Origin of the sequence: uncultured Sneathiella sp. (assembly GCF_963976355.1) — a bacterium.
Taxonomy (GTDB): domain Bacteria; phylum Pseudomonadota; class Alphaproteobacteria; order Sneathiellales; family Sneathiellaceae; genus Sneathiella.
The window spans coordinates 250655-275085 of sequence record NZ_CAXBKA010000006.1 but is presented as its reverse complement, the minus strand read 5'-3'; the positions used below and the strand labels follow the sequence as shown (position 1 = coordinate 275085).

Sequence of the window (24431 nt, the reverse complement as noted above, 5' to 3'; positions counted from 1 at the left end):
TTTTTATGCCATTTTATGCCAAACAGAGACTACGTCGCATTAGTCTGACAGCACCCGCTGAGCAAATCAAGCTACGCATGGCTGTGCTGCGGGTGCCAACTACCGGATACGGTGAGGCGATGTCTGACGTTTCAAAGCGTATCGAAGAAGCAACCGGGGGTGACGTAACAGTTGAAATTTTCGATTCTCTCATACCGGGGGATCAACTCGCCGCAGCAGTGCGTGACGGCCGTATTGATATGATCGGTGGCGTGCATCCTTATTTGAGCGCTGAGGAGCCGCGCTTTGGTATAGGTCATTTGCCGGGTTTAATTCGAAATGCAGTTGAATACAAATTCGTTCTGGACGCCTACATGCAAGATCTTATCACGGAGGCATGGAATGATCGGTATAATGCGACGGCGCTTGCACACGGGCTGTGGTATGAGTCGCCACATTTTTCCAACAAACCCCTAAATGAGCTCTCTGATTTCGAAGGCATGAAAATTCGTAGTCATAACGCAGAGGCGGCTCAGGTTCTGACGGCTATCGGCGCAAAACCTGTACGGATAGCGTTCAGCGAAGCGGGTCCCGCGCTGCAACGCGGTGTGATAGATGGTGTTTCAACAGAGTATGGAACCGCACTTCTGGTAGGACTTTCTGATGTTACTAAATACATGCAAAACTGGGATTTCAGCGTGAATTTGGGTTGGACTGTGGTGATTAGCAATGATGTGTGGGCCAAGATTCCCGATAATTACAAGCAGCAAATCAGAGAAGCCATGGTGCAAATGCAGGAAGATCATTTTACTAACTATTATGCCAACAACCTGAAGAAACGACAGGAATTGATCGACAAGGGGATAGAGTATATCGAAATCTCCGAGGCGAAAAACAAAGCCGTTTTTGTCGACGATATAACACAGGGTGTTTATGACGATTGGTATAAACGTTCTGAAGGGGTTGGATTTGATGGTAAGGCGATAATTGAACGAATTCGCGTAATCCTCGGTCGGCAATAATCATTGGGTAAAGGGCCGCGAATTGAGGAATTCGCGGCCGCTCCCTTCAATTGAAATTACCAACTAAATAAACAGTATAAAAAAGAACGAAGGAACCGCAGTATGGCTACAGGTGTATACGTAGTTGGTCTTGGAAACACACAAATGGGCTGGAACCTTGGTGTTTCTACGGAGCAGCTCTATCTGCAGGCGATAAAGATTGCTCTGAATGATGCGGAACTAACTAAAGAAGATATCGACGGATTCAGTGGAAAATGGACAGCGCCTGGTGGTACGCAGCTTCATCCTGGTTCGGCAGACTGGGGTACGTTGCTCGGTCAGCCATTAAGCTGGATCGGTGATACCTATCCACAAGGCCCGCCGGGATTGATGGATGCAGCGGCGGCTGTTAGTGCCGGAGCTTGCAATGTGGCCGTTGTAGTGAGCGGGCAGGGCGCATTGGGGGACGGCCTTGCGGAATATACTACGCCCAAGAACGAATTCGTCGCTCCTTATGGTGCTTTCACCGCTGCAAATTTTTCGCTCGTTGCGAAACGCTATATGCATGAACTTGGCCCTAAACAAGGTGAAGCCGTTCGCAATGACGTGGCTAAGATTGCGGCAACAATCCGCAATGGAGGCAGCCAGAATCCCGAAGCGGTTCTAAAAAACCGTGGTGAGATAACTCAAGAAATGGTTCTAAAATCGAAACCGGTTGCCTTGCCTCTTCGGCTGTATGATATCTGTTTGGCGAACGAAGGGGCGACGGCAATTATTGTTGCCTCGAAATCAGTCGCCATGGAGTGTCCTGATCCGGTTGAGATACTTGGCGTTGGTTGTGAATGGCAGCGCCAGCAATATACGATGGCACCCCGATTTGAAGAAAATTGGTCAGTTGGCCGGGATGCGGCGGCCAAGGCATTTCGCACAGCTAATTTAAAGCCGGAGGATATAGATGTCCGTTCTTTTTATGACGCGACATCTTTTGAAGTAGCACGCCAATTCGAAATCCTTGGTTATTGCGGTTTAGGTGAAGGGGCGGCGTTCGCTGTTGAGAACGGCATAGACGCAAAGGGTAAATTTCCGACAAACACGGACGGCGGATTGCTTTCATATAGTCATACTGGGTTTGGCGGACCTCACACTCGTGCCTCCTACGCCATTCGGCAAATCCGCGGGACCGCCGGCAGCGGTCAGGTAGATAACGTAAAGACAGCTCTTTCCTGTGGCGCAGGTTCGGGCGCCCAATATCACGGGACTATTATCTTTGGGAGGCCACAATGACGGAAAATAAAAGCGGGATGTTTATCCCGGAGCCTTCCTGGCTAACCCAACCGTTTTGGGATAATGCCAACAAAGGTGTTTTAACCAGACAAAAATGTAAGAATTGCGGATTTGAATTTTTTCCGCCTCAATTTGCTTGTCGTCAATGCCTGGGGACAGAACTGACGTGGGTGCCGAGCAAGGGTCGGGGCCGGATATACAGCTTTTCCGTGCTGCATATGGCCCCAGATGGCCGGCCGCTGGTTAACCCCACAATACTTGCGGATGTCGATCTCGATGAAGGATGGCATATGATGACCAATATCGAAGATTGCCCCGTGGAACAGCTTGAATGCGATATGGAAGTGTCTCTTAAATGGCGACGATTGTCCGATCTAATTAACTTGCCTGTGTTCTCACCCGTTAATAAACGCACCGCAAGTTAATAAATAAAGCGATCTTTTTTAAATATAAAGAAAGACAGTAGGTTAAAGTGAAAATTTGAACGATGGAGATTAATATAACAAACAAAGTTGCTATCGTTACAGGAGGAACGGGTGGTATCGGTCGCGCGATTTGTGAAATATTGGCGACTAACGGTTATGATATCGCCTTCACATTTCATCATAACTTGGAGATGGCTGAAGAACTTGCGGACATTATTGAGGCGACTGGCCGCAAGGTGAAATACGCTTCGGTTTCGCTGGAGGTCATAAGCGAAACCCGTGATTTTGTCGAAAATGTCGTTGCCGATATGGGAGCGGTCAATGCGGTTGTTTACGCTTCCGGACCTGACATACATATAAAGTCTGTCGCGGAAACAAGCGCTGCGGAATGGTCACGCGTGATAGATGTCGATGCTAAGGGAGCTTTTTATCTGGTATCGAATTGTTTGCCGCATCTTCGGGGGCGGGGAGGCGGAGCCATTGTTGCGATTACGACTTCTGCTGTTGGTAGACTGCCTCAAAATGATGTGATGTCGGCGGCTCCCAAGGCCGCTATTGAACTTCTGATGAGAGGTGTTGCAAAGGAAGAAGGAAAGTATGGTGTGCGTGCCAACAGCGTTGGACCAGGTTGGGTTGATGCAGGTTTGGGCGCTCGCTTTTTAAAAGATGCACCTCCCGGTTTTATGAAAAAAACGCAACAATCTATTCCGCTGAGACGCTTCGGAAAGTCAGCGGATATTGCGGAGTTGGTCGCTTTTTTACTCTCAGATAAAGCTGATTATATTACGGGACAGGCAATCGCCGTCGATGGTGGAATGCAAATATAGTATTAAGCTTTGATAAAATTGGAAATACCGATAAAACGTGAACCGGGCTTTCAGGTATATCTGCTATTTGATTTCAATATTATTACATAAAAAAGCAGTCAGGTCCCAATGAGGATTTGTTTGATACGTCTACTCAAATTATTTAAATCCTGCACAATTATGTCGATTTTCTCTTTTTTATGTTGATCGGCAAACATTGTGGCTGTGGCAGCCATAATGGCAATATCATCATTGTCAAGAACAGGGACCGCAATAGAGATTGTCCCCGTTGCGAAATACCCTTCGTCAAGCGACCATCCCTCGACTGCCGTCTTCTGCACCTGATCATAAAATTCAGAATAGTTTAAAGGACGTTTCCATCGCATTTCTTTAAACCTCCGTTGCAATTGTTCATCGGAAAGTTTAGAAAATGCCGCAAAGCACCGTCCAGTCGCTCCAAGAAGTATAGGCAATCTTTGGCCTATCGCCATTTGAATGCGAATGTCGTTTCGTGCCAAGGCACTAAGGATTAATGCCTTGCGGTTTTGCTCAACGGGCTGCCAGAGTGTTAAAGTAACGCCGTTGTCACGCGCTATTCGGTCCATTAAGGGCTGTATGGTGGTTATATCTCTCCCAAGCGCGGTCGCGCCCAAAGCAATGTCCAAAACTCCGAAGCTGATCGCATAAGTTCTCGACTGTGGATCAAAAACAACGAAATCCTCCGCCGCAAGTGTCTTTAAAATATTAAAGCAAGTTGATGCATTGAGATTGGTATCCTTGGCAATGCGTGTAACACCCGCGGGTTCTTTGGCGTCCCGAATATAGCGCAGTATTTTAATCGATTTTGCAACCGCGCCTACGGCTTTTCCGGAAGAAGGTTTAACAATTTGCCGATCTGTAAGGCTATTCATCTCGCCCCCACGCGTAAGCCGGGTTCGCAGCCGTCCGGAGGGGGGTGCGGCATTCATTTTTTTTTCTTTCTTCATTCACCTAACTCGAGAGCGGATCCATAACCAATCTTATTTTATTATGGCGGCATTGTCATGTAGGTACGCTCGGACAATGATGTTTTCGACTATGGATGTGGTGACGGGGGCATTGTCATGTATGGACGGCTCCTGAAATACAAGAGATTTCTGATTTGGTGGCGGGACGGGTTTGCAGTCATGTATCCGGCCTTTTGTTGCGGTGCTTTGACCGCTGGCCCTGATGGAATCCGGAGGAGCGACGCCCAGTCAGAAGATCGAGCTTTGAACTCAGACAATGCCTCGGGTTTGATCGCTCCCGGTAGACCCTGTTTCGCCATCACATCGTGAGTACCCTCGCAATCTGGTCCTGCCCGTTACGCCGATACCGCCTGATAATCGCGCTGATGCCTGAGCAGTGCCCAGGCGACCCGCGCCGTCTTGTTAGCCATCGCAACAAGGACGACATTGGTTGGTCGACGGACCAGAAGTTGATCGGTCCACCCGGTACCTGTTTCCGGCCTCGCGCGGCGCCAACGCAGCACAGTTCGGGCGCCGTGTACAAGCAGACGCCGGATATACCCATCTCCCCGTTTTGATATTCGTCCCAGCCTGGTCTTGCCGCCGCTCGATGGTTGCCGGGGAACAAGACCGAGCCAGGCTGAGAGTTGCCGTCCCGAGTGGAACTGGCTGCCGTCACCGATCGTCGCTACCAGGGCCGTTGCGGTGATCACGCCAACCCCGGGGATCGTTTCCAGTCGTCGACTTGCCTCGTTTAACCGATGCCAAGCTAGAAGCCTTGCTTCCAATGCCTTGACCTGGGCCCGGACTGTAGTGAGTTGCTCAACCAAAAGACCGAGAGCTTCGCGTGCCAGATCGGGAAGACGGGTATCCTCTCGATCATGGATGATGTGTATCAGGTCGGTCACTTTGGAGGCGCCTTGTGCAGAGATCAGCCCGAACTCCGCGCAATGACCCCGAAGCGCGTTGATCAGCATGGTGCGCTGGCGCACCAAAAGTTCTCTTGCCTGGTGTAGCACCAGTACGGATTGCTGCTCAGCGCTCTTGATCGGGGCGAAGTGCATCGTCGGTCGCAGCAGCGCCTCACAGATCGCCTCTGCATCACAGGCATCGTTCTTGTTGGTCTTCACAAATGGTTTTACATATTGCGGCGGAATCAGGCATACATCATGATCAAGTGCCTGCAACTCACGCGCCCAGTAATGCGCACTGCCGCAGGCCTCCAGCCCGACCCGGCACGAGGAGATCCCGGCAAAAAAGCCGAGTACCTGTCCCCGGCGTAGTTTCCTGCGCAGCACCGGCCTGCCATCCTTATCGGCACCGTGAACCTGAAACACTGTCTTTGCCAGATCCAGCTCAATTGTCGTAATATATGTCATAGTCGCCTCCTGTTGACGAAGTTCTGCAACTTCCATTATGGCGCAAACATCGCCCGAACAGGAGGCGTCCATCCCATCAGAAGAAAATGGCTTGTCGCCCAATCTGTTGTTTCTTACTTTCTCTGAATGACAGAACATAATCCATTCCGCTATTTCAAATCATCTCCTGAGATCATCCGCCTTGCGGTGATGATGTACGTCAGGTTTCCACTTTCGCTTCGTAACGTTGAAGATTTACTGCATGAGCGTGGCATTGATATTAGCCATGAAACTGTTCGTTATTGGTGGAACAGATTTGGTCCTCTGTTTGCGCGCGAGATCCGGAAGAGACGACTCCATCCGTTCCTGTGTTATTCCAACTGAAAATGGCATCTTGATGAGGTCTTCGTGAAGATCAATGGCGAAACACATTACCTTTGGCGTGCCGTCGACCAAGAAGGGGAAGTTCTGGAAGCCTATGTTTCTAAACGCCGGGATCGCAAAGCAGCAATGGCTTTGCTCAAGAAAATAATGAAACGGTATGGAAGGCCACATGATGTTGTGACGGACAGATTACATTCTTACCGTGCCGCGATGAGGGTAATTGGCAATGAGACATCGCAAGAAACAGGCCGGTGGAAAAACAATCACTGTGAAAACTCTCATCTCCCATTCCGACGAAGTGAGCAGGCGATGATGAAATTCCGGCGCCTGCGAAGTTTACAGAAATTTGTCTCTATTCACGCATCCGTCCATAACCATTTCAACCATGAACGCCACCTAACCAGCCGAGAAATCTTCAAACTTCACCGAATTGCCATACCGGTCGAGGGGCAGCAACTTAGTGCGGCATAACAGAGACACTGTTGTGCAACACTGAGACGAGTTCACATTTGTCTGACAACCCGTTTTCTAAGAAGTTAATGTGACAATGTTCACCCTTGGCATGGGCTGTGCGCCGCGCACCAGTTTTCCGGGCAGGTGGCCTGTCGGCTCGCCGTTGCGATAGGTCACCTCTCCGGCGACGATGGTGGCTGTATAACCATTCGCCCGCTGAGTGAGACGCCCACCGCCAAGCGGCAAATCGTACTGTATTTCCGGCCGGTAGAGTTTCAGTCGGTCACGGTCGATAACGTTGATGTCGGCCCTGTAGTTTTTTGCGAGCACACCGCGGTCCATCAGATTCATCGCGCGTGCGTTGTCCAAGGTGAGAGATTTGATAATCTGGCCGATGGATATCGATCCCCGACCGCCATCGCCGACCCAATGCTGGAGCATGAAAGTCTGGCCGCTGGCGTCGCAAATGATGCCGACATGGGCGCCGCCATCACCAAGGCCGAAGAGCGTATCCGGATGCTTGAGCATTTCCTCGACCGCATCGAGGTTCTTTTCCGCATAATTCAATGCGGGCGCATAGAAGACATTCTCACCGTTATTTTCAATAAGGAGGTCATAGGCGAGTTCGGCCAGCGGAACGCCGCGTTGTGCGGCGATTGCGGCGAGGCTGTCCTGATCTTTCGGCGCATAATCAAAGCTGTCTGTCATCAGGTAAATATTTTCCAGATCGACGAGCGATCGATTGATCACCGAGTCAGGTACATCGGCCGGAAATTCTGCAATAATTTTACGACGTGTTTCAGGATTGTGCATCGCCGTCAGCCTTTCGTGGGCCGGAAGTTCCTTTATCGCAACGTAACTCGGCGAGAAAAAGAAGAAGTTGTACTGAAGCTTTTGACCGAGTAATAGCCCGATAGGCCGGCAGTAAACCTGCGGCTGAATATTTGTGCCTTCCTTATTTGCCTGTTCCGTGAGCCGAAGGATTGTCCGCCACAACTCCGGCGTATTCGGTCGTTGCGAAAGCGAAAAGGTCATGGGAACGCCGGATTTTTCGGTCACCCGTCGCAGCATTGCAAAATCGGTTTCGGGCTCACTGAACTCCGCAATAAACTGCAACAAGCCGATACCAGCCCTTTTAATGCCGTTGGCAATCGCCATCAGCTCGCTTTCGGACGCGGAAATGCCTGGCATCAGATTCTGTTCACTGGAGCGATGATTGAGGCTGCGGGAGGTGGAGAAGCCGAGCGCACCGGCTTCAATCGCTTCAGAGACGATGCTCGACATCTGTGCAAGGTCCGCGGCGGTTGCAGGTTCGCGATTCAGGCCGCGCTGGCCCATGGTATACACGCGCAATGGTGCATGTGGAATATAGGCGCCAATATCGATATCGTAGTTGCGCTGGCCTAGAAAATCGAGAAACTCCGGAAAGGATTCCCATTTCCAGGGAATGCCTTCGGTCATGACCACGCCGGGAATATCCTCGACCCCTTCCATCAGACGAATGAGATTGTCATGATCTTCTGGCCGACAGGGCGCAAAGCCGACCCCGCAATTTCCCATAACAGCCGTTGTTACGCCGTGGCTGGAAGAAGGCGTGAGGCGGTCCGACCAAGTGGCTTGCGCATCGTAGTGGGTATGTATATCAACAAATCCGGGAGTTACCAGCTTTCCGGCCGCATCAATTTCTTCGTCAGCGGACCCTTCTATCTTTCCGATTTCCGCAATGCAGCCATCCAGAATTCCGATATCGGCCTGATATGGGTCTCCGCCAAGGCCGTCGACAACCGTACCGTTTCTGATAAGAATATCGAACTGCATATAACTATCTCCTTGTTCACTAAGACTAGTTTGTTCAAAAAAGTCAGTTCGGTTCACTGCCAAGAAGAGTTGCGCTGGTTGGCGTCACTGCCGCGGCGGTTACGAGACAGATTTTCGCATCCGCAACCTGTGACGTCGATTCGCCGCGAACCTGCCGGACCCCCTCGACAAGGAGGTTCAGCCCATGCACGTAAGCTTCGGAAAGCAAGCCGCCGGCCGTATTGATGGGAAGGCCACCGTTCGGCCAGTCGAGATTGCCGTCCTCTGCAAAGTCACCTGCTTCCCCACGACCGCAAAAACCAAAAGCCTCAAGTGTCGCAAGAACGCCGCCGCTGAAGGCATCATATATTTGGGCAACATCGACATCTGATCGCTCAATTCCGGCGCGGGTAAATAATTCGTCCGCCAGTCGTTCTTGCGGTCCAATAGAAAAAATCTCTTCCGGCATATTGTAATTACCAAAATTACCTGTACCCCAGCGACCATCACCGCCTTGGCCAACCGCAAGAATATGCGCAGGCTTTCCTCTGAGATCCGCCGCGCGTTCACGGGTCGTCACAATCAATGCGCAGGCACCGTCGGTTTCCAGGCAGCAGTCGTAAATACGGTAAGGTTCTGCGATCATGCGACCGGACATGTATGTTTCCATATCAAGCGGCTTGTCATGCATCACCGCATTCGGGTTCCGATTGGCATTCGCCCGGCAGGCGAGGGATACGCGCGCTAGTTTTTCCTCCGTTAATCCGTAAAGATGCATATAGCGTTGGAACGTAAGCGCGGCTTGGCCAGGCGGAGAAAACAGACCGTAGGGGGACGCAAATTTTTGATGGGCGCTCCATTCATGGAACTGGCCATAGCGAAATTGCTGTCCCTGGCAGAGTGCTCTGAGAACGACAACATAGTTTGCGGTTCCGTTTTCTACGGCCGCGACGGCATGAGACAGGGACGCGCTGGCGCCACCGCCGCCACCGCCCCATACCATCGTCGCCAGACGGAGTTGTTTGATTCCCAAAGTGACTTCTAATCTTGCCGGATCGTTTCTGTCGTCCGAGTGAGCGGAAAATCCGTCTATTTCACTCAAGGGCAATCCGGCATCCTCTGCCGCTGCCATAATTGCCTTACAGGCGAGGCTGAATTCACTCTCCTTGGTCACCGTCCCCCACCGTTTATAAGGGGTCTGGCCAATACCTACGATACAGGCCTGATGTTTTTGACTGGTCATGTAACTCTCCTCATTTTTTGCTTTTCTTTCACTACTGGCCAGGCCAATTGAGTAAGTCATATTGTTCATGGTATGAACAGTTATTTCATCTGTTGACTATACGCGTAATGATATGGAATAATCAACATGTTTGGTGGAGATTCAATCGACCGTCCAATTAATGTGGCAACCAGCAAGGTTAGCCCGCAATAAAAATATAGGGAGAAGCTAGCATGCAAATGTCTAAAACTATTCTCAGTGCAGTGGGGCTTATGGGTGTTATCGCGCTTGGTTCGCCATCTCAAGGCGAAGCAAAAGAAACACTTACATTTGCAACCTATGTCTCTGAAGTTTACTCAACTTCACAAGCCGATATTTGGCTCATGGACGAGATTGAGAAGCGCAGCAATGGCGAAATTACCTTTGAGCGCTACTTCAGCGGTTCCTTGTTGAAGGCGCCGGATTTGTTTCCTGGATTGTCACGGGGTGCCGTGGATATCGTCGCGGGTGTGCCTAGTGCCTATAACCGGAATGATTATCCGTTGTCTAATGTGACATTGCCATTCATTACCGAGAAATCCGATGCCGTCACCAAGGCATTTGGCGAGCTTTATAAGACCAATGCGGATTTGCGAAATGAATATGAAGGGCGGAACGCCAAGCTTCTTTACACACGGGGATACGCAGAAAATACGATCTGGTCGCGCGTGCCGATAACAAAGGCGTCCGATTATAAAGGTCTTAAAATTCGTGCCGTTCTCGCTATTGCCGATGTCGTAGAAGCCCTCGGTGCTACAACTGTTGCCGTCCCTTTCCCCGAAGCAGTTGAAGGCATGGGACGCGGCGTGGTCGATGCGATGACGGCGGCGCCATTTGATTCGGCAATCAAGGGAGGCTTGTCAGAAGTTGGCAAGTTTGGCTCCGACGGTGGCCGGATGGGCGTTTATGCGGCAAATATGCTGGCAATCAATCTTGATCGCTGGAACAGCCTGAGCCCTGAAGATCAAAAACTAATTACAGAAGTCACGGCCGAAGCAGCGGCGCGGTTCGACCAAATGCATGCGGAAGAAGTAAAAAAAGCGGCGGAAAAGCTATGTGCGACCGTTGCAAGTAGCGATCTCAAGATCAATTTATTTACTGATGAAGCTGCGGCGGAAGTTCGTGAAATCGCCTTTAAACCAATTACAGATGCCTGGATCAAATGGGCGTCGGAATCGGCCAATGTGGATGCCAAAAAAGTACTGGATGATTATATCTCTCTTATTCGGAAATATGAACCGGAATCCACCTACAAAACCGGCTTTGAGATTTATACGGAAAAATGCGGGTCCTGATTGAAGTCTGATGGGTGCGCTGGCGAAAGGGGCGTATTGTTCCTTTCGCATCTTCTTTTCCATGCAGGATGTCAGTCATGATCGTAAAAACAATCGAAGTCTTCGAGCGGTTTCTGTTGCGTTTGGGAATTGCCAGCGGCTTTCTGACCTTGTTCACGATGTTCGTCGTCGTGATTGATGTTGCGGGTCGTACATTTCTGAACATGCCGTTGATAGGGGGCAATGAATTCGCTGTGCTGCTTCTGGTCGCGCTGGTTTTTCTCGGCCTGGCCGCCGCACAACAACGGCGGCATAATTTTGCCATAGATCTGGTTACCCGGCTTTTACCGCCGACCGCGTTAAGGTTTGTCAATATCGTCACTTCGCTGATCTCAACAATCCTGCTGGGATTGCTCACCTGGCTGACGGCAGAACTGTCCTGGAGCATGATGCTCAGCGGCGAGTCGAGCTACGGGATTATCGCGTTTCCAATCTGGCCATCGCGTATTCTTATCACCATCGGGCTTGGCTGCCTGACTTTGCAGTTTCTTTTTGATTTCCTGCGGCATATCGGGCTGGTCCCGGAACGCGCAGCGGATGTAGTGGATAATGAGAAGGTGAGTATCTAGAATGGATCCCACACTTATTGGTACCCTGCTGGTCAGCATGATGCTGGTTTTGTTGTTGTCCGGCATTCCCATTGCTGTTGCCCTGGCCACGACGGGCATTACCGGCATTATCGCAATGCGGCCTTGGGGAGCGGTTGAGTATTTGCTCGCCAACTTCCCTTATTCCTATACGGCCACATTTTCTTTTATCGTTTTGCCACTGTTTCTGTTTATGGGCTATATGGCGTTTTCGGCAAATCTATCTCGATATGCCTTTGAGGCTGGTCAACGTTGGCTAGGCCACATCCCGGGCGGATTGGCGATTGCTACGGTTTTTGCCTGTGCAGCCTTTTCTGCCGTTTGCGGTTCCAGCGTTGCAACGGCCTCAACCATGGCTCGCGTAGCGCTGCCGGAAATGCGGCTTCGGGGATACAAGCACTCTCTGGCTGGCGGATGTATTGCTGCGGGGGGAACGCTTGGCGTCTTGATCCCGCCGAGCGGTGTCCTGGTGATTTATTCCTTCATTACCGAGGTGTCGCTGGTGAAACTCTTCATCGCGGCGATATTGCCCGGGATTATGACCGCAGTCATCTATATGATCTGTATCTATGTCATGGTGAAGATCAAGCCGGAACTTGCGGGAATGCAAGAGGGTGTTGTCAAGGCGCCCTGGCGCGAACGGTTTGTTTCGCTGGGCCGTGCCTGGGAAGTCATGCTGCTGTTCAGCGTTGTTATGGGATCCATCTATCTTGGTATTGCTACAGCGACTGAAGCGGCTGCGATTGGGGCGCTACTCGCCCTTGTTATGGTTCTGCGTCGGCCAAATGCCTGGGAAAACTTGAAGGCGGGTCTTTGGGAGACGGGCGCCGGGACATCGTCGATCTTCTTTTTGATCGTTGGGGCTGGGCTGTTCAGCCTGGCGCTCAATATGTCGCAATTGCCGGCTCTCGTAGCGGACAGCATCGTTCATTTTGATCTACCGCCGGTAGCGATATTCGCATTGATCATTGTCATCTATCTTGTTCTCGGCGCGTTGGTGGATGGGATATCGATGATCCTGATTACCATGCCGATCGTTTTCCCGATTATTCTGGAGCTTGGGTATGATCCAATCTGGTTCGGGATTATCGTCGTGAAAGCGGTTGAGCTGGGATGTATTACACCACCTGTTGGATTGAATGTATTCGTTGTGAAAAGCAGCGTTCCGGATGCCCCGCTTGGCGAGATATTCAAGGGGTGCATACCCTTTGTCCTGATGGAAATTCTGATTATTGTGTTGCTGATTGCCTTCCCTCAAATCGCGTTGGTTCTGGTCGGAGATTAGGCGTTGGATATGAAAGGAGTACTTTAAATGCACTATATGCCGGAAGCGGTCCCAGGACCGGATCCCTCTTTTGATGACGCGACATATTGGGCGAATTGCCAGGAGAAAAAGCTGACATTTCAGCGCTGCGGGAAATGTCAAACCTACAGGCATCCTCCAGGCCCGTTTTGCCCGCAGTGTCACTCGGATCAGATTGAATGGGTGGAAGCACCAGAAGAGGGAGAGCTCTTCAGCTTCACCGTGATTCATCATCCTGCACATCAGGCTGTCCGCGAGCGCGTTCCTTATAATGTCGTGCTGGTAAGTTTCCCGACAATGGGGGGCGTCAGGGTAATTTCCAATGTGATCGATGCCGAGCCGGATGAGCTCAAGTTTAGTATGAAGTTGAGGCTGGTGTGGGGGCAGGCTGGAAATGGACAGACAATCCCGTTGTTTAAGAAGGCATAAGAACCTGGCCGTGTGAGTGGATGTTGATTAGCTGTAGTTTTCGCTTATTAGCTTGCCAAGTGTGTCTGCCGTTTCCCGCAATGCAGGAAAGAGCGTCTCTATTCCCTGTTCCAGTGGCATCGCGCTGATCAGGAATGAGGTGCTGAGGCTCGCAAAAACCTCATCATTCTTGAACACCGGAACGCTGAAACCAGTGACCAGACCGGCGCCCGAAGAAGAAGACTGATTAAACTTCACGTCAGGCACCGCGTAGCCCTGCTTGCGGATGGTCGCCAGCAATTTCGCGACTCCTTTGGGGTCGTCCCGGGCGGGAGCATCGACGGAGCGTTTCGACGATGCCAGCATTTTCAATAATTGCTCCTGCCTAGGCGCCTTGCAAAAGGCAAGATAGGCCCGGCCAAGGGAAGTCAGCAACAGGGGCGCGCGGACGCCGGCCTTGTGATTTATGGCCATAATATTGTACTCGCGGCTTGTTTCGATAATCATCATGTCAGTGCCGTCGAGGATCGCGAGATCCGAAGGCCAGCCGATCCGTTCACGCAACGCCAGCATAGTCGGGCTGGCCATTTGGGATAAATGGCGCTTCCCATCAAATCCCTTGCTCAAGAGCAGGGTTTTGCCTGTCGGCATATACATCCCAGATTGTTCGTCGCGCGTGACATAGCCCTCGGATATCAGCGTTTCCAGCATACGGAGAACAGTTGAACGATGAAGTTTAGTCTCCTTGTGGAGCTGCTTTATCGACGCAAATTCAATTTCGTTGACGATCCGGAGCACAGTCAGTGCTCTGACGACCGATGTAACAGGGTCAAACGAGGCCATGGGTTCTCCAATCAGCGGACTTACGGCTGCGAAATTCCCGCACGCCAATGTTAACGCTTGCCAACGCAAAGCACCGAGCCTTTAGCAACTCGATTGCAATCTCTGGGGCAAGTTTTAAAACCATGAACAACATGTCTAGCTCACTCTTTTGGCGGGCGGAGTTTCAAGCCGCAATCCATTGAAAGATTTAATGACATAGCCCATTAACCTATATTTTTCTACAAAAAGCGACAAGCTAGGCATATTGAATTTGTTCAATAGATGAATAATTTTTTCACATATTGACATAATATTATGCCTGTGAAATGATCTTCGGGTAAACGAACGACAACTAAAAAGGGTGCAAAGGCTATTGGCTTAATTGCACTGAAAGGTGAGGTATAGTGGGTGAATCTAAAGGTGCCGAATCTCGCGCTTGTATCGTTGGCATTGGAGAAACAGACTATACACGCCGGGGCGGAATCTCTGACCGTAGTGAATTAGCCTTGGCATGCGCGGCTGTCGCCAATGCTGCGAAAGATGCCGGGCTTGACGTCAACGATATAGACGGTTTGTCCTCCTACGCGAACGATGAAAGCGTTCCCTGGCTGATGCAGGAATCTCTGGGATTACCCAAGCTGCGCTATGCGACGATGGCCTGGGGCGGCGGCGGTGGTGGTTGCTTCGCTGCCATTGCGCAAGCGGCGGCGGCAGTTGAATCCGGTGCGGCGAATTACGTTGCGGTTTTTCGCTCACTTTGCCAGGGGCAGAGAAAGCGCTTCGGGCAGGGATATGGCGTGCCGCATAGCCCGGGTTTTCTTGATCCATTCGGTATGTTCGCACCCCCCTTCATGCTGGCGCCGCTCGCCCAGCGGTACAAGCATGATTACGGCATTCGGGAAGAACAAGTGGCGGAGATCGCGTTGAGTGGGCGGGCCAATGCCGCGCGCAATCCGCGGGCCGTGTTCAAGGATCGTCCGCTCGATCTTGAGACTTATCTGAGCTCTCGAATGGTTGCCGATCCTTTGCGCCTTTATGATTGCTGTCAGGAAAATGATGGTGCCTGCGCCTTGGTCGTCACGACCGAGGAACGCGCGCGCGACCTATCGGGTCCGGTCGTGCGGATCCTGGCTGCGGGGCAGGGGGCGGAACCCGGTTGGGGGTCCGGCGGACTGGGATCGCATAACATGCCCGAGGAAGATTACAAGGCGGGTGGCGGACGGACTCTGGCCAACCGTTTGTATGCCAAGGCAGGTATTGGACCTGAGGATGTGGATACGGCTCAGATCTACGACCACTTCACCTATTTCGTCCTCATGAATCTTGAAAGTTTCGGGTTCTGTGGCCGGGGCGAGGCGGGAGCTTATGTTGCCGACGGCAATATTCGCTGGTCGACTGGAAAACTACCAATTAACACCTCGGGCGGGCATCTGTCTGAAGCCTATATTCATGGGCTTAATCTCGCGGTCGAGGGTGTTCGCCAGATACGCGGAACGTCAACGTCGCAGGTCGCCGACGCCGAGATTTGCCTGCTGGCCAACAGTTCTTCAGCGGCCATTTTGGGGAGAGTGTAATGAACAGATATTTGCCAACACCCTCGCCAAATCCGCCAATGGATGCCGTTCCTTTTTGGGATTGGTGCCGCAAGCGCGAATTGCGGTTTCAACAATGCGGTGCCTGTGGGCGGCATCGCCATCCTCCCGCACCGGTTTGCCGGTTCTGTGGCTCCGATCAGGTCAAATGGGACCCGGCGCCGGATGAAGCGGAGCTTTTCAGCTACACGATTGTACATAACGCCGTCACCGAGGCACTCAAATCATACGTTCCTTACAACATCGCCGTTGTTGGCTTTCCAAGCCTGCAGGTCCGGCTGATCAGCAACATTATCGACATGCCGCCTTCAAGCCTCCGGATTGGAATGCCGCTCCGGCTGACCTGGCAGGAATGCGACGATGGCACGCCGCTGCCCCTGTTTTTAGGAGAGAAGAGTTAATACATGAAACGAATATGTAGTCTGGGTATCCCGTTGGAAGATTTTACAATGGGTCACATCATGCGCCAGAAGGCGGAAAAAAACGGCGATAAAACCTATATGCGCTTTGAGGACCGCAAATATTCCTATAGGGAGTTTCACGAGATCAGCAACCGGCTGGGCCGCGCCCTTCTGGACCTTGGCGTCGAGGCGGGGCAGCATGTTGCCTTCATGATGGAGAACAAGCCGGAGCAGCTCCTGCTTTACTTTGCGCTTGCGAAGATCGGCGCAGTCAGTGTGCCGGTTAATTCAGCGGCAAAAGGTGAGTTGCTTGCCTATTATCTGACCCAGTCGGATTCGACAGTCCTGATTTCAGACAGCGGGCTTGTTGAACGTTTTCAGCTGGTTCAGGACCAGTGCGATGCCGTTCGCCACGTTATAATTCTGGATGAGCGGGGAGTGATTGATCCGGCAACGACACCACAGTTGAATGCCGAGGTTATTGACTATAACAGCTTATTGGATGCGTCGGCGGACGAACTTCCTGAAGACGTGGTCCGCAATCGCGATGTCGCCATGTTGCTTTATACCTCCGGAACTACTGGCCCATCGAAAGGCAACATGGTGCCCCACGGACGGATGATTGGCGGTGCCATCGACCATGTGGAATATTTCGGCTACGGCCCGGATGACGTTCTCTATACCTGCCTGCCGATGTTTCACGGCAATGCATTGAACACCTCCGCCATGCCAGCACTGATGGCTGACGCAACTTTGGTGATCTCCCGCCGCTTTTCGGCGAGCAAGTTCTGGAATGAAATCAGAAGTTATGGCGTGACTGCATTCAGCCTGTTAGGCGCGATGGTGAATATTCTCTGGGCGCAACCACCAAGCCCGCTGGATCGCGAGAACAAGGCGCGCCTGTGCATGATGGTGCCGGTACCCGATTTCGCCCGTGAGTTCGAGAAGCGTTTCGGCCTGAAAGTCACATCGGTCTACGCACTTTCCGATTATGGTTTCATTACATTCCTGAGCCCGGAGCATCCGAAGGAGAAGTGGAAATCCGCCGGAAAACCGCGAAGCGGCATGACTATTAGCATTATGGATGATGATGACAACGCTTTACCGGCAGGGACACCAGGAGAGATATGTGTGCGTTGTGACGTACCGTGGATTACTGCGCGAGGCTACTACAAGATGCCCCAGGCGACCGTCGATGCGAACCGCAATCAGTGGTTCCATACCGGTGACCGCGGCTATCTCGATGAAGACGGTTATATCTACTTTGTCGATCGCAAGAAGGATGCCATCCGTCGCCGTGGTGAGAATATCTCATCTTATGAAGTTGAACAGATCGTCCTCGGCCATCCTGCGGTAGAGGATGTGGCCGCCTACGCGGTGAATTCGGAAATGAGCGAGGATGAAGTCATGGTCAGCGTTACCTGCAAGGAAGGAAAGACGCTGGATCCTGCCGATCTCGTTCGCTACTGCGCCGACAATATGGCCTACTTCATGGTGCCGCGTTTCGTCGAAATCGTTACGGAGTTGCCCAGGACAATGACGGAAAAAATCGAGAAATACAAACTGAAACAAAGTGCTCAGGGGCGTCTGAACGAAATCTGGGATCGCGAGGCGGAAGGCATTGTTGTTAACCGCCATACGAACTAGCCGATAGACGCAGATAGGGAATAAAAATAGGGGAAGTCAGGGCCACACCATGGAAAGATTGCGCGACGTAGAAATTCCAACTGAAAACCGTACGTTGGGAAATATCCTGTGCCATAAGGCGGAGAAAAATGGCGAGCGGATTTTCCTGCGCTTTCTGGACCGCAGTTACTCCTATAAGGCCTTTCATGAAATCAGCAACCGCCTTGCTCATTCGCTCGCCGATCTCGGGATCGAGAAGGGCCAGCATGTTGCCTTCATGATGGATAACAAACCCGAGCTTCTCCTGCTTTACTTCGCGCTTGCAAAGATCGGGGCGGTCAGCGTGCCGGTTAATACAGCGGCGAAAGGTGAGCTGCTTGCCTATTACCTGACCCAGTCTGATTGCACGGCCCTGATTGCCGATAGCGGTCTCGTGGAACGGTTCGTGATCGCGCAGGATCAGTGCACTATCAACAAGGTCATTGTCGTTGATGACGGCAGGCCCCTGGCAAACGAAATAAAGTCTTCAATCAGTACCGGGATCATCGAGTATAACAGCCTGCTTGGTGGATCGGATGAAGATCTTCCCGGAGATATCGTCCGCAACCGCGACCTTGCCTTCCTGCTTTATACTTCAGGCACGACAGGTCCGTCCAAGGGTAATATGGAACCACATGAGATGATGGTGTCGGGCGCGATAGATTACGCAGAATATTTCGGATATCAGCCAGAGGATGTTCTTTATACCTGCTTGCCATTGTTTCATGGCAACGCGCTTAATACCTGCGCACTGCCGGCAATGATGGCTGATGCGACACTTGTTGTCTCTCCACGCTTCTCCGCCCGCGCCTTCTGGCAGGAAGTGCGGGACTATGGTGTTACTCAGTTCAATTTACTGGGCGCGATGGCCAATATTCTCTGGGCGCAACCGAAGAGCCCGCTGGACAGTGAAAACAAGGCGCGAATGTGCATGATGGTGCCGGTACCGGATTTTGCCCGTGAGTTTGAGGAGCGCTATGGGCTGAAAATCACCTCTGTCTATGCGTTGACGGATTTTGGTGGCGCAACCTTCTTGGGGCCAAAACATCCACCGGAAAAATGGAAATCCGCGGGCCAGGTTCGTGAGAACATGACCGTTGCCATCATGGATGACGACGACCGGCTTCAACCAGCGGGTACGCCGGGTGAGATATGCTTGCGTTGTGACGTGCCCTGGATGACGGCGCAGGGTTACTACAAGAAGCCCGAAGCGACGGCCGAGGCGCGGCGTAATTTATGGTTCCATACAGGGGATCGCGGCTATCTCGATAAAGACGGCTTTCTCTATTTCGTCGACCGGAAGAAGGATGCCATCCGGCGGCGGGGGGAGAATATCTCCTCCTATGAGGTGGAGCAGATCATTCTTGGCCACCTCGCGGTGGAGGATGTCGCGGCCTATGCCGTCAGCTCAGAAATGAGTGAAGATGAAGTCATGGTCAGTGTTGAATGCAAGAAGGGCCGCGATCTCAGTCATGAAGAGTTGATCCGTCATTGCGCCTCCAACATGGCTTACTTTATGGTGCCCCGTTATGTGGAGTTCGTCCCCGCCCTGCCAAGGACAATGACTGAAAAGGTCGAGAAATATAAACTCAAGCAAAGTGCGCAGGAACGGCTTGATAATATCTGGGACAGGGAAGCCGCCGGGATCGTGGTCAATCGCCATACAAACTGACCTGCACAGCCTCGTCGACTGTCATGCCGATTGTCGGAGTGAGATACAGCACCATGATAGAGAGACATGTTGAAAACGGGCGCATGCGCATCGTCATCGAGCGAGGAGTTCAAGTCCTTGACCCGGAACTTTATCGACAAGGGCTGATGCCGTCTCCACAAAAATCGGTAACTTTGGAGCAGAAACAACAAGACGATGAAAGGGTAAAACATGAAAGCCTTGTTGATAGGAGGTACCGGCCCGACCGGTCGATATCTCATAAATGGTCTTCTTGAACGCGGTTATGAAGTCGCCATGCTCAACCGTGGAGGTCGGGATGACAGCCATATTCCAGCTGAGGTCGAGCGAATCAAGGCGGATCCGCATTTTAAGGAATCGCTTGCTTCGACCCTGGAGGGGCGGCGATTCGATGTAGTTATCGGCGCCTATGGCCGGATAAAAATCGTCTCCGATGTTTTGGCGCCCTTGACCAGACGTCTGATCACAATCGGTGGCATGGCGATTTTTCGTGGTTTTGCAGATCCCAAATCCGTCTTTCCGACCGGCTGTACCGTTCCGCTCGGCGAGACAACGCCGTTGCTGCGATCGCCCGAGGATCATGTCTTCGGCTACAAGATGCTCGACGCCGAGCGGCATGTCATGTCGCATCACGGAAAGGACTGCAATGTCAGCCACTTCCGCTATCCGCTGATTTACGGTGCGGGACAGGTTATGCCCATTCGTTTCTGGTGGTTTATCCAACGCGCCCTCGACAAGCGCAAGCGCGTGGCGATGCCGGACGGAGGGCTGACGATTATCAGCAACGGATATGCGGAAAACATGGCCCATGCCGTCCTTCTGGGCGTCGACAAACCGGAGGCGGCCGCGGGTAAGGTTTATAACTGCGCCGATCAGCGCCAGTTTACGCTCGCTCAGCTTGGAGAGGTACTCTTTGAGGCAATGGGGGAAAAGCTAGAGATCGTTTCAATCCCCGATGCCGTGGCGTCCCACGCTCGGGTCTTGCAAGTGTTCAATGATGAAGATTTTCATCGGATGTTCGATATTTTCCCGCTTCAGCGTGATCTGGGTTATCGGGATGTCGTGGATCCGATCGACGGATCGCGTCAGACTGTCCGCTGGTATCAGGAAAATCCACCCGCAGACAGTCTGGCCGAGGAGGTGCGCGCGCAATACGCCATTGAGGATGCCCTGATCACCCTTCAGGATGAGGCGCTTGAGAAGATGGCGAGGCTGGACCATAACGAACCTGAATATTTTCATGGGTATGCACATCCCAAGAAAATGGGGGAGACGCGCGACCATCGCGGCCGTTAACGTCCTTCAAGCGTCGAGCTTTGTTTCTTGATGGCCATTTGCTCGTCGACTAGCTTCCGTGCATGACAAAGCAGAACCCCTTCCGGTATTTCAAAACATCTCCTAAAATCATCCACATGGCGGTGATGATGTATGTAAGGTTTCCACTTTCGCTTCGTAACGTTGAAGATCTATTCCACGAACGTGGCATCGATATTTGTCATGAAACACTCTGCTATTGGTGGAACAGGGTTGGGTAGATGTTTGCTAGGGAGATCCGGAAGAGACGGATCCATCCTTCCCATAATCATTCAAACTGGCGATGGCATCTTGATGAGGTCATTGTGAAAATCAATGGCGAAACACATTATCTGAGGCGTGCCGTCGACCACGAAGGAGAAGTTCTGGAAGCCTTTGTTTTCAAGCGACGCGGCCGCAAAGCAGCAATGGTTTGCCTTAAGAAACTTATGAATAGTAACAGATAGATTACGTTCATATCGTGCTACGCTGAAGATAGTTGGACGTGAGGCATCACAAGAAACAGGCCGTTGATTGAACAATCGCTGTGAAAACTCACATATACCTTTCCGGGGAAGAAAGCGGGCTATGCTGAAATTCAGGCAACTGCGAAGTTTGCAGAAATTCGTTTCTATTCAAGCATCAGTCCATAGCCACTTCAACCATGAACGCCACGTAAACAATCGAGAAACATTCAAGCTTCAAAGAAATGCGGAGCTGGCCGAGTGGCAACAACTTAGCTCATTATAATAGTGGTACCTTATTGGTAATTGAGACGAGATCGCATTCGTGCGACAGCACCTACTGTCAAATTATCGGTGTTTTTTCGCGACAACGTTAATGTGACTATGCTCATCAAAGGGTCTCTCGCTGAATAGCGCTGTGTCGATCACGTCCTTCAAATGACGATCATCCCAACTTTTGGGTCCTGACGCCGCCGCAGGGTTTTCCGGTCGGGTCACTAGGCGCCACGGGCGCCCTGAAATCTTTTCAAGCCGGGGAGAAAGCCATTGGAAATATCCCATATTTTCAGGCTCCTCCTGAGCCCAGACCAGGTCGGCGTCCGGGTAACGCGCAAGTATCGTTTGAAGTGCTGCATCGGGAAAAGGATAGAACTGTTCGAGCCGCAGCAATGTGGCGTCACTGTCCTCGGCCTCAAGCAGAACCGCAAGTTTTCCGGTGGACATGACGACCCGCTTTACGTCACCTTTGCGATGAATGACGGGTACAAATTCCGCGGAGAACTCTGACAGGGCAGACTTGGCCGCGGGATGGCGGAGCAGGGCTTTGGGCGCGAGGACAACCAGCGGCTTGCGCCATTCGGCCACAACCTGCCGTCTTAGGGCATGAAAGAAATTTGCAGGAGTCGAAGGATTGATGACCTGAATATTGCCGCGTGCGCAAGCCATCAATAGCCGCTCTGGATGGGCCGTCGCGTGATCCGGGCCACCCCCGTCAATTCCGTGCGGGAGCAGCATGACCAAATTGCTTTCCAGTAGCCAGCGGTCTTCACCACAAATGATGAATTGATCAAAGATCGGCTGGCAGACGTTCAGGAAATCCCCAAACTGTGCTTCCCAAATCGTGAGGCCGGCTGTTTTGCCGGTGCTGTAACCGTACTCAAAACCAAGCACCGCGGTTTCGATCAGAGGTGTGTTGTGAATCTGCAGTTGGGTGCCAATGCCGTCGAAAACGAAATGAACCGCGTCACTCTCATTGCAGTGGATATTCATATTCCGTTGGGAAAACGCGCCGCGCACCGTATCCTGTCCACCAAAACGGACCGCGCAGCCCTCAGCAGCGAGAGAGGCGATTGCCAAAGCTTCCGCCGTGGCCCAGTCAATACCCGTGTCGTTTTGGAGTGCGCTCCGACGTCGGGTCAAAAATTGTTCAATCTTTGGATGCGGCTTGATACCTTCGGGCAGCTTTGTAAGCCGCATTCCAAGATCGAGAAGCAGGCTGCCGGGAAGGCCCGTTTTGATCGGGGCACGCATACGTTCTGTGATATCTTTTCGCAATCCTACGGGAGCGGCGGGCACGTTTGGACGCCAGTTCCTTGCAAGAGCAAATGCTTTGTCGAGTTCCGACCCAAATTCGGTCAGGTCCGGCTCCAGCCGGTAGGCCTTAGCCAGCCGTTGTGATAGTGGCGCCATTTCGTTGATGCGTCGATACATGTGTGGTTGGGTGGACCTGGGCTCGTCAATCTCGTTATGGCCGCGCCGTCGGTAGCCGATACATTCTACCACCACATCAGCCTTGAAACGGTTTCGATAAGCGACGGCAGCTTTCGCAGCCCGGCACAGCGCTTCTGGGTCTTCACCGTTTACATGCAGGATGGGTGCTTCGACCAGCTTGCCGTAATCCGCGCAGCTACGCGAAGTGCGGGCATCATCCATGTCGGTTGTGAAGCCTATCTGGTTATTCAGAATCAGATGCACAGTGCCTTCCACAGTGAAGGCAGGCAGTTCTGAAAGTTGGAGCATTTCACCATTTACACCCTGCCCGGCAAAGGCGGCGTCTGTGTGCAAGACGATCGGCAGGATATTCCGACCGGCGTCCCTGGCGGCTCTCGCCCTGCCAAGGGCAACCGGCCCAACGATGGAGAGGTGCGAGGGATGCGGCGCAGCCCATACCTGCGGTCCCATCGGCGAGCGACCCTGCCATCCGAGATGATAAGGGCTATCCGAAGAAGCACCATAGTCGTCCGGAAATTCGGGCACGCCTTGCGCGTCGGCGATAACCTGCGCCAGTGGCTTTCCAAACAGGAGTGCCATTTGGGTCAAACGCCCGCGATGCATGCCCCCAATGAATACATCGGCTATTCCAGAACTCTGAGCGGAACGCAGCACTTCAGCCGTTAACACCAGATATCCTTCTGTGCCGGCAAGTCCAAAGGTCTTGGCGGCCGGCATCCGTTTGCCGCATGTTGCCTCGAAAAGTTCAGCCTGCGCGATCAGGTCAATGGACTGTTGAATTTTGATGGGCTCTGCTTCTGCTTCGGCCTGTCGCGCCAGCCAGTCGCGCCGTTCAGTGTTCTGGATGTGCCCGATTTCCCATCCGATTTTTCCGCAATAGGATTGCCGCAGGTGCTGTGCATCCTCGGGTAGAAAGCCATAATCACCCGGGGTAAGGTGAACCGGTTGTAGGCGCGGAGTCAAAGAGAGCGGGTCCAGATCCGCAGCTAGCCAACCCCAGCGGCGATACGCCTCCGCCATTGCCTCAAACGCTGCTCGGCGCGAGACGTTGTTCATCATCGCTTCGACAGCCGATGGATCGCCCGCGCTTAAAGCGGAACTGAAGTAAAGAGGCCTTCTTTCTGTCGTCATGTTATGCAGTCTTTTCATATAGCCAGCAGCGTTAAATAGCAAACGTAGCAGCATTTCGGGAATTGTCAGAAGAAAATTGCATGGCGCACTATTTGTCATTAACCTATCTTCTGTGAATGACAAATCAGAACGCATTGTCAGAGGAAAGTGGTTTTAACATAGGTAATTCCATAGTTACGCACGGCCGATGATAAATCCGTTTCACTATTTCAAAATTTCACTTGAGACTATTCGGCTGGCCGTGAATTCCCCTCTCATTATCTTGGGAAAGTCAGG

General features: G+C 52.1%; 19 protein-coding genes and 1 pseudogene. 14 read left to right on the top strand and 6 right to left on the bottom strand.

All coding sequences use genetic code 11. The features are described from left to right. The 4 genes from dctP (AAC599_RS15245) to AAC599_RS15230 all read left to right on the top strand — a co-directional run. The coding region (gene dctP, locus AAC599_RS15245) for a TRAP transporter substrate-binding protein DctP (protein ID WP_340151256.1) at positions 1-1001 on the top strand (1001 nt) is incomplete at its 5' end. 144 nt (positions 1002-1145) lie between these two features. After that, entirely contained in the window at positions 1146-2264 is a 1119-nt protein-coding gene (locus AAC599_RS15240) for a thiolase family protein (RefSeq protein WP_340151255.1), read from the top strand. Beyond that, entirely contained in the window at positions 2261-2689 is a 429-nt protein-coding gene (locus AAC599_RS15235; RefSeq protein WP_340151254.1) for a Zn-ribbon domain-containing OB-fold protein, read from the top strand. The genes AAC599_RS15240 and AAC599_RS15235 overlap by 4 nt, the downstream gene beginning before the upstream one ends. Positions 2690-2751: 62 nt before the next feature. Further along, a complete protein-coding gene (locus tag AAC599_RS15230) occupies positions 2752-3516 on the top strand; it encodes an SDR family oxidoreductase (protein WP_340151253.1) in 765 nt (254 codons plus the stop codon). A 98-nt stretch (positions 3517-3614) separates the two neighbouring features. Here the strand turns inward: AAC599_RS15230 and AAC599_RS15225 are convergent, their stop codons facing one another. Next, on the bottom strand, positions 3615-4481 hold the full coding sequence (locus tag AAC599_RS15225) for an IclR family transcriptional regulator (RefSeq protein WP_340151252.1): 867 nt from the start codon (positions 4479-4481) through the stop codon (positions 3615-3617). A gap of 356 nt (positions 4482-4837) precedes the next feature. Continuing rightward, the gene (locus tag AAC599_RS15220; protein WP_340151251.1) at positions 4838-5860 is read right to left on the bottom strand and encodes an IS110 family transposase; all 1023 of its coding nucleotides are present in this window, start codon (positions 5858-5860) and stop codon (positions 4838-4840) included. A 378-nt stretch (positions 5861-6238) separates the two neighbouring features. On the opposite strand from AAC599_RS15220, the pseudogene AAC599_RS15215 reads away from it, so the two are divergent. After that, positions 6239-6694 (top strand): annotated as a pseudogene (locus tag AAC599_RS15215) (DDE-type integrase/transposase/recombinase); the annotation flags it as partial. A 57-nt stretch (positions 6695-6751) separates the two neighbouring features. Here the strand turns inward: AAC599_RS15215 and AAC599_RS15210 are convergent. Beyond that, positions 6752-8494 carry an amidohydrolase family protein gene (locus AAC599_RS15210; protein ID WP_340151250.1) on the bottom strand — a complete coding sequence of 581 codons (1743 nt, stop codon included), beginning with the start codon at positions 8492-8494 and terminating at the stop codon, positions 6752-6754. Between the two features lie 43 nt (positions 8495-8537). Further along, positions 8538-9716 carry a hypothetical protein gene (locus AAC599_RS15205; RefSeq protein ID WP_340151249.1) on the bottom strand — a complete coding sequence of 393 codons (1179 nt, stop codon included), beginning with the start codon at positions 9714-9716 and terminating at the stop codon, positions 8538-8540. 212 nt (positions 9717-9928) lie between these two features. Between AAC599_RS15205 and dctP (AAC599_RS15200) the strand changes: the two genes are divergently transcribed. From dctP (AAC599_RS15200) to AAC599_RS15185, 4 genes are all read left to right on the top strand, one after another. Then, positions 9929-11029, top strand: coding sequence for a TRAP transporter substrate-binding protein DctP (dctP, locus tag AAC599_RS15200; protein WP_340151248.1), 1101 nt, complete (start codon positions 9929-9931; stop codon positions 11027-11029). A gap of 77 nt (positions 11030-11106) precedes the next feature. Then, the gene (locus AAC599_RS15195) at positions 11107-11637 is read left to right on the top strand and encodes a TRAP transporter small permease (RefSeq protein WP_340151247.1); all 531 of its coding nucleotides are present in this window, start codon (positions 11107-11109) and stop codon (positions 11635-11637) included. Position 11638: 1 nt separating this feature from the next. Continuing rightward, entirely contained in the window at positions 11639-12940 is a 1302-nt protein-coding gene (locus tag AAC599_RS15190) for a TRAP transporter large permease (protein WP_340151246.1), read from the top strand. Between the two features lie 27 nt (positions 12941-12967). After that, positions 12968-13387 carry a Zn-ribbon domain-containing OB-fold protein gene (locus AAC599_RS15185; protein ID WP_340151245.1) on the top strand — a complete coding sequence of 140 codons (420 nt, stop codon included), beginning with the start codon at positions 12968-12970 and terminating at the stop codon, positions 13385-13387. Positions 13388-13414: 27 nt separating this feature from the next. Here the strand turns inward: AAC599_RS15185 and AAC599_RS15180 are convergent, their stop codons facing one another. Next, positions 13415-14209: a helix-turn-helix domain-containing protein gene (locus AAC599_RS15180; RefSeq protein WP_301106364.1), complete on the bottom strand. Its 795-nt coding sequence runs from the start codon at positions 14207-14209 to the stop codon at positions 13415-13417. A 383-nt stretch (positions 14210-14592) separates the two neighbouring features. Between AAC599_RS15180 and AAC599_RS15175 the strand changes: the two genes are divergently transcribed. From AAC599_RS15175 to AAC599_RS15155, 5 genes are all read left to right on the top strand, one after another. Continuing rightward, on the top strand, positions 14593-15762 hold the full coding sequence (locus AAC599_RS15175) for a hypothetical protein (protein ID WP_301106365.1): 1170 nt from the start codon (positions 14593-14595) through the stop codon (positions 15760-15762). Then, positions 15762-16181 (top strand): OB-fold domain-containing protein, encoded by a 420-nt coding sequence (locus AAC599_RS15170; protein WP_301106366.1) that lies wholly within the window; start codon positions 15762-15764, stop codon positions 16179-16181. The genes AAC599_RS15175 and AAC599_RS15170 overlap by 1 nt, the downstream gene beginning before the upstream one ends. Before the next feature lie 3 nt (positions 16182-16184). After that, on the top strand, positions 16185-17828 hold the full coding sequence (locus AAC599_RS15165) for an ATP-dependent acyl-CoA ligase (protein WP_340151244.1): 1644 nt from the start codon (positions 16185-16187) through the stop codon (positions 17826-17828). Positions 17829-17877: 49 nt separating this feature from the next. Beyond that, positions 17878-19518: an ATP-dependent acyl-CoA ligase gene (locus tag AAC599_RS15160; protein ID WP_340151243.1), complete on the top strand. Its 1641-nt coding sequence runs from the start codon at positions 17878-17880 to the stop codon at positions 19516-19518. A gap of 210 nt (positions 19519-19728) precedes the next feature. After that, on the top strand, positions 19729-20832 hold the full coding sequence (locus AAC599_RS15155) for an NAD-dependent epimerase/dehydratase family protein (protein WP_340151242.1): 1104 nt from the start codon (positions 19729-19731) through the stop codon (positions 20830-20832). 809 nt (positions 20833-21641) lie between these two features. On the opposite strand, the gene AAC599_RS15150 is transcribed toward AAC599_RS15155, so the two are convergent. Continuing rightward, positions 21642-24254 carry a thiamine pyrophosphate-dependent enzyme gene (locus AAC599_RS15150; RefSeq protein WP_340151241.1) on the bottom strand — a complete coding sequence of 871 codons (2613 nt, stop codon included), beginning with the start codon at positions 24252-24254 and terminating at the stop codon, positions 21642-21644. Positions 24255-24431 lie beyond the last annotated feature (177 nt).

Excerpts from the sequence above, each read along its gene's own strand:
- AAC599_RS15225 (WP_340151252.1), bottom strand. The coding sequence starts at position 4,481 with ATGAAGAAAGAAAAAAAAATGAATGCCGCACCCCCCTCCGGACGGCTG.
- dctP (WP_340151248.1), top strand. The coding sequence starts at position 9,929 with ATGCAAATGTCTAAAACTATTCTCAGTGCAGTGGGGCTTATGGGTGTT.
- AAC599_RS15155 (WP_340151242.1), top strand. The coding sequence starts at position 19,729 with ATGAAAGCCTTGTTGATAGGAGGTACCGGCCCGACCGGTCGATATCTC.
- AAC599_RS15190 (WP_340151246.1), top strand. The coding sequence starts at position 11,639 with ATGGATCCCACACTTATTGGTACCCTGCTGGTCAGCATGATGCTGGTT.
- AAC599_RS15160 (WP_340151243.1), top strand. The coding sequence starts at position 17,878 with ATGGAAAGATTGCGCGACGTAGAAATTCCAACTGAAAACCGTACGTTG.
- AAC599_RS15230 (WP_340151253.1), top strand. The coding sequence starts at position 2,752 with ATGGAGATTAATATAACAAACAAAGTTGCTATCGTTACAGGAGGAACG.
- AAC599_RS15205 (WP_340151249.1), bottom strand. The coding sequence starts at position 9,716 with ATGACCAGTCAAAAACATCAGGCCTGTATCGTAGGTATTGGCCAGACC.
- AAC599_RS15180 (WP_301106364.1), bottom strand. The coding sequence starts at position 14,209 with ATGGCCTCGTTTGACCCTGTTACATCGGTCGTCAGAGCACTGACTGTG.
- AAC599_RS15170 (WP_301106366.1), top strand. The coding sequence starts at position 15,762 with ATGAACAGATATTTGCCAACACCCTCGCCAAATCCGCCAATGGATGCC.
- AAC599_RS15185 (WP_340151245.1), top strand. The coding sequence starts at position 12,968 with ATGCACTATATGCCGGAAGCGGTCCCAGGACCGGATCCCTCTTTTGAT.
- AAC599_RS15235 (WP_340151254.1), top strand. The coding sequence starts at position 2,261 with ATGACGGAAAATAAAAGCGGGATGTTTATCCCGGAGCCTTCCTGGCTA.
- AAC599_RS15220 (WP_340151251.1), bottom strand. The coding sequence starts at position 5,860 with ATGACATATATTACGACAATTGAGCTGGATCTGGCAAAGACAGTGTTT.
- AAC599_RS15240 (WP_340151255.1), top strand. The coding sequence starts at position 1,146 with ATGGGCTGGAACCTTGGTGTTTCTACGGAGCAGCTCTATCTGCAGGCG.
- AAC599_RS15195 (WP_340151247.1), top strand. The coding sequence starts at position 11,107 with ATGATCGTAAAAACAATCGAAGTCTTCGAGCGGTTTCTGTTGCGTTTG.
- AAC599_RS15210 (WP_340151250.1), bottom strand. The coding sequence starts at position 8,494 with ATGCAGTTCGATATTCTTATCAGAAACGGTACGGTTGTCGACGGCCTT.
- AAC599_RS15150 (WP_340151241.1), bottom strand. The coding sequence starts at position 24,254 with ATGACAAATAGTGCGCCATGCAATTTTCTTCTGACAATTCCCGAAATG.
- AAC599_RS15165 (WP_340151244.1), top strand. The coding sequence starts at position 16,185 with ATGAAACGAATATGTAGTCTGGGTATCCCGTTGGAAGATTTTACAATG.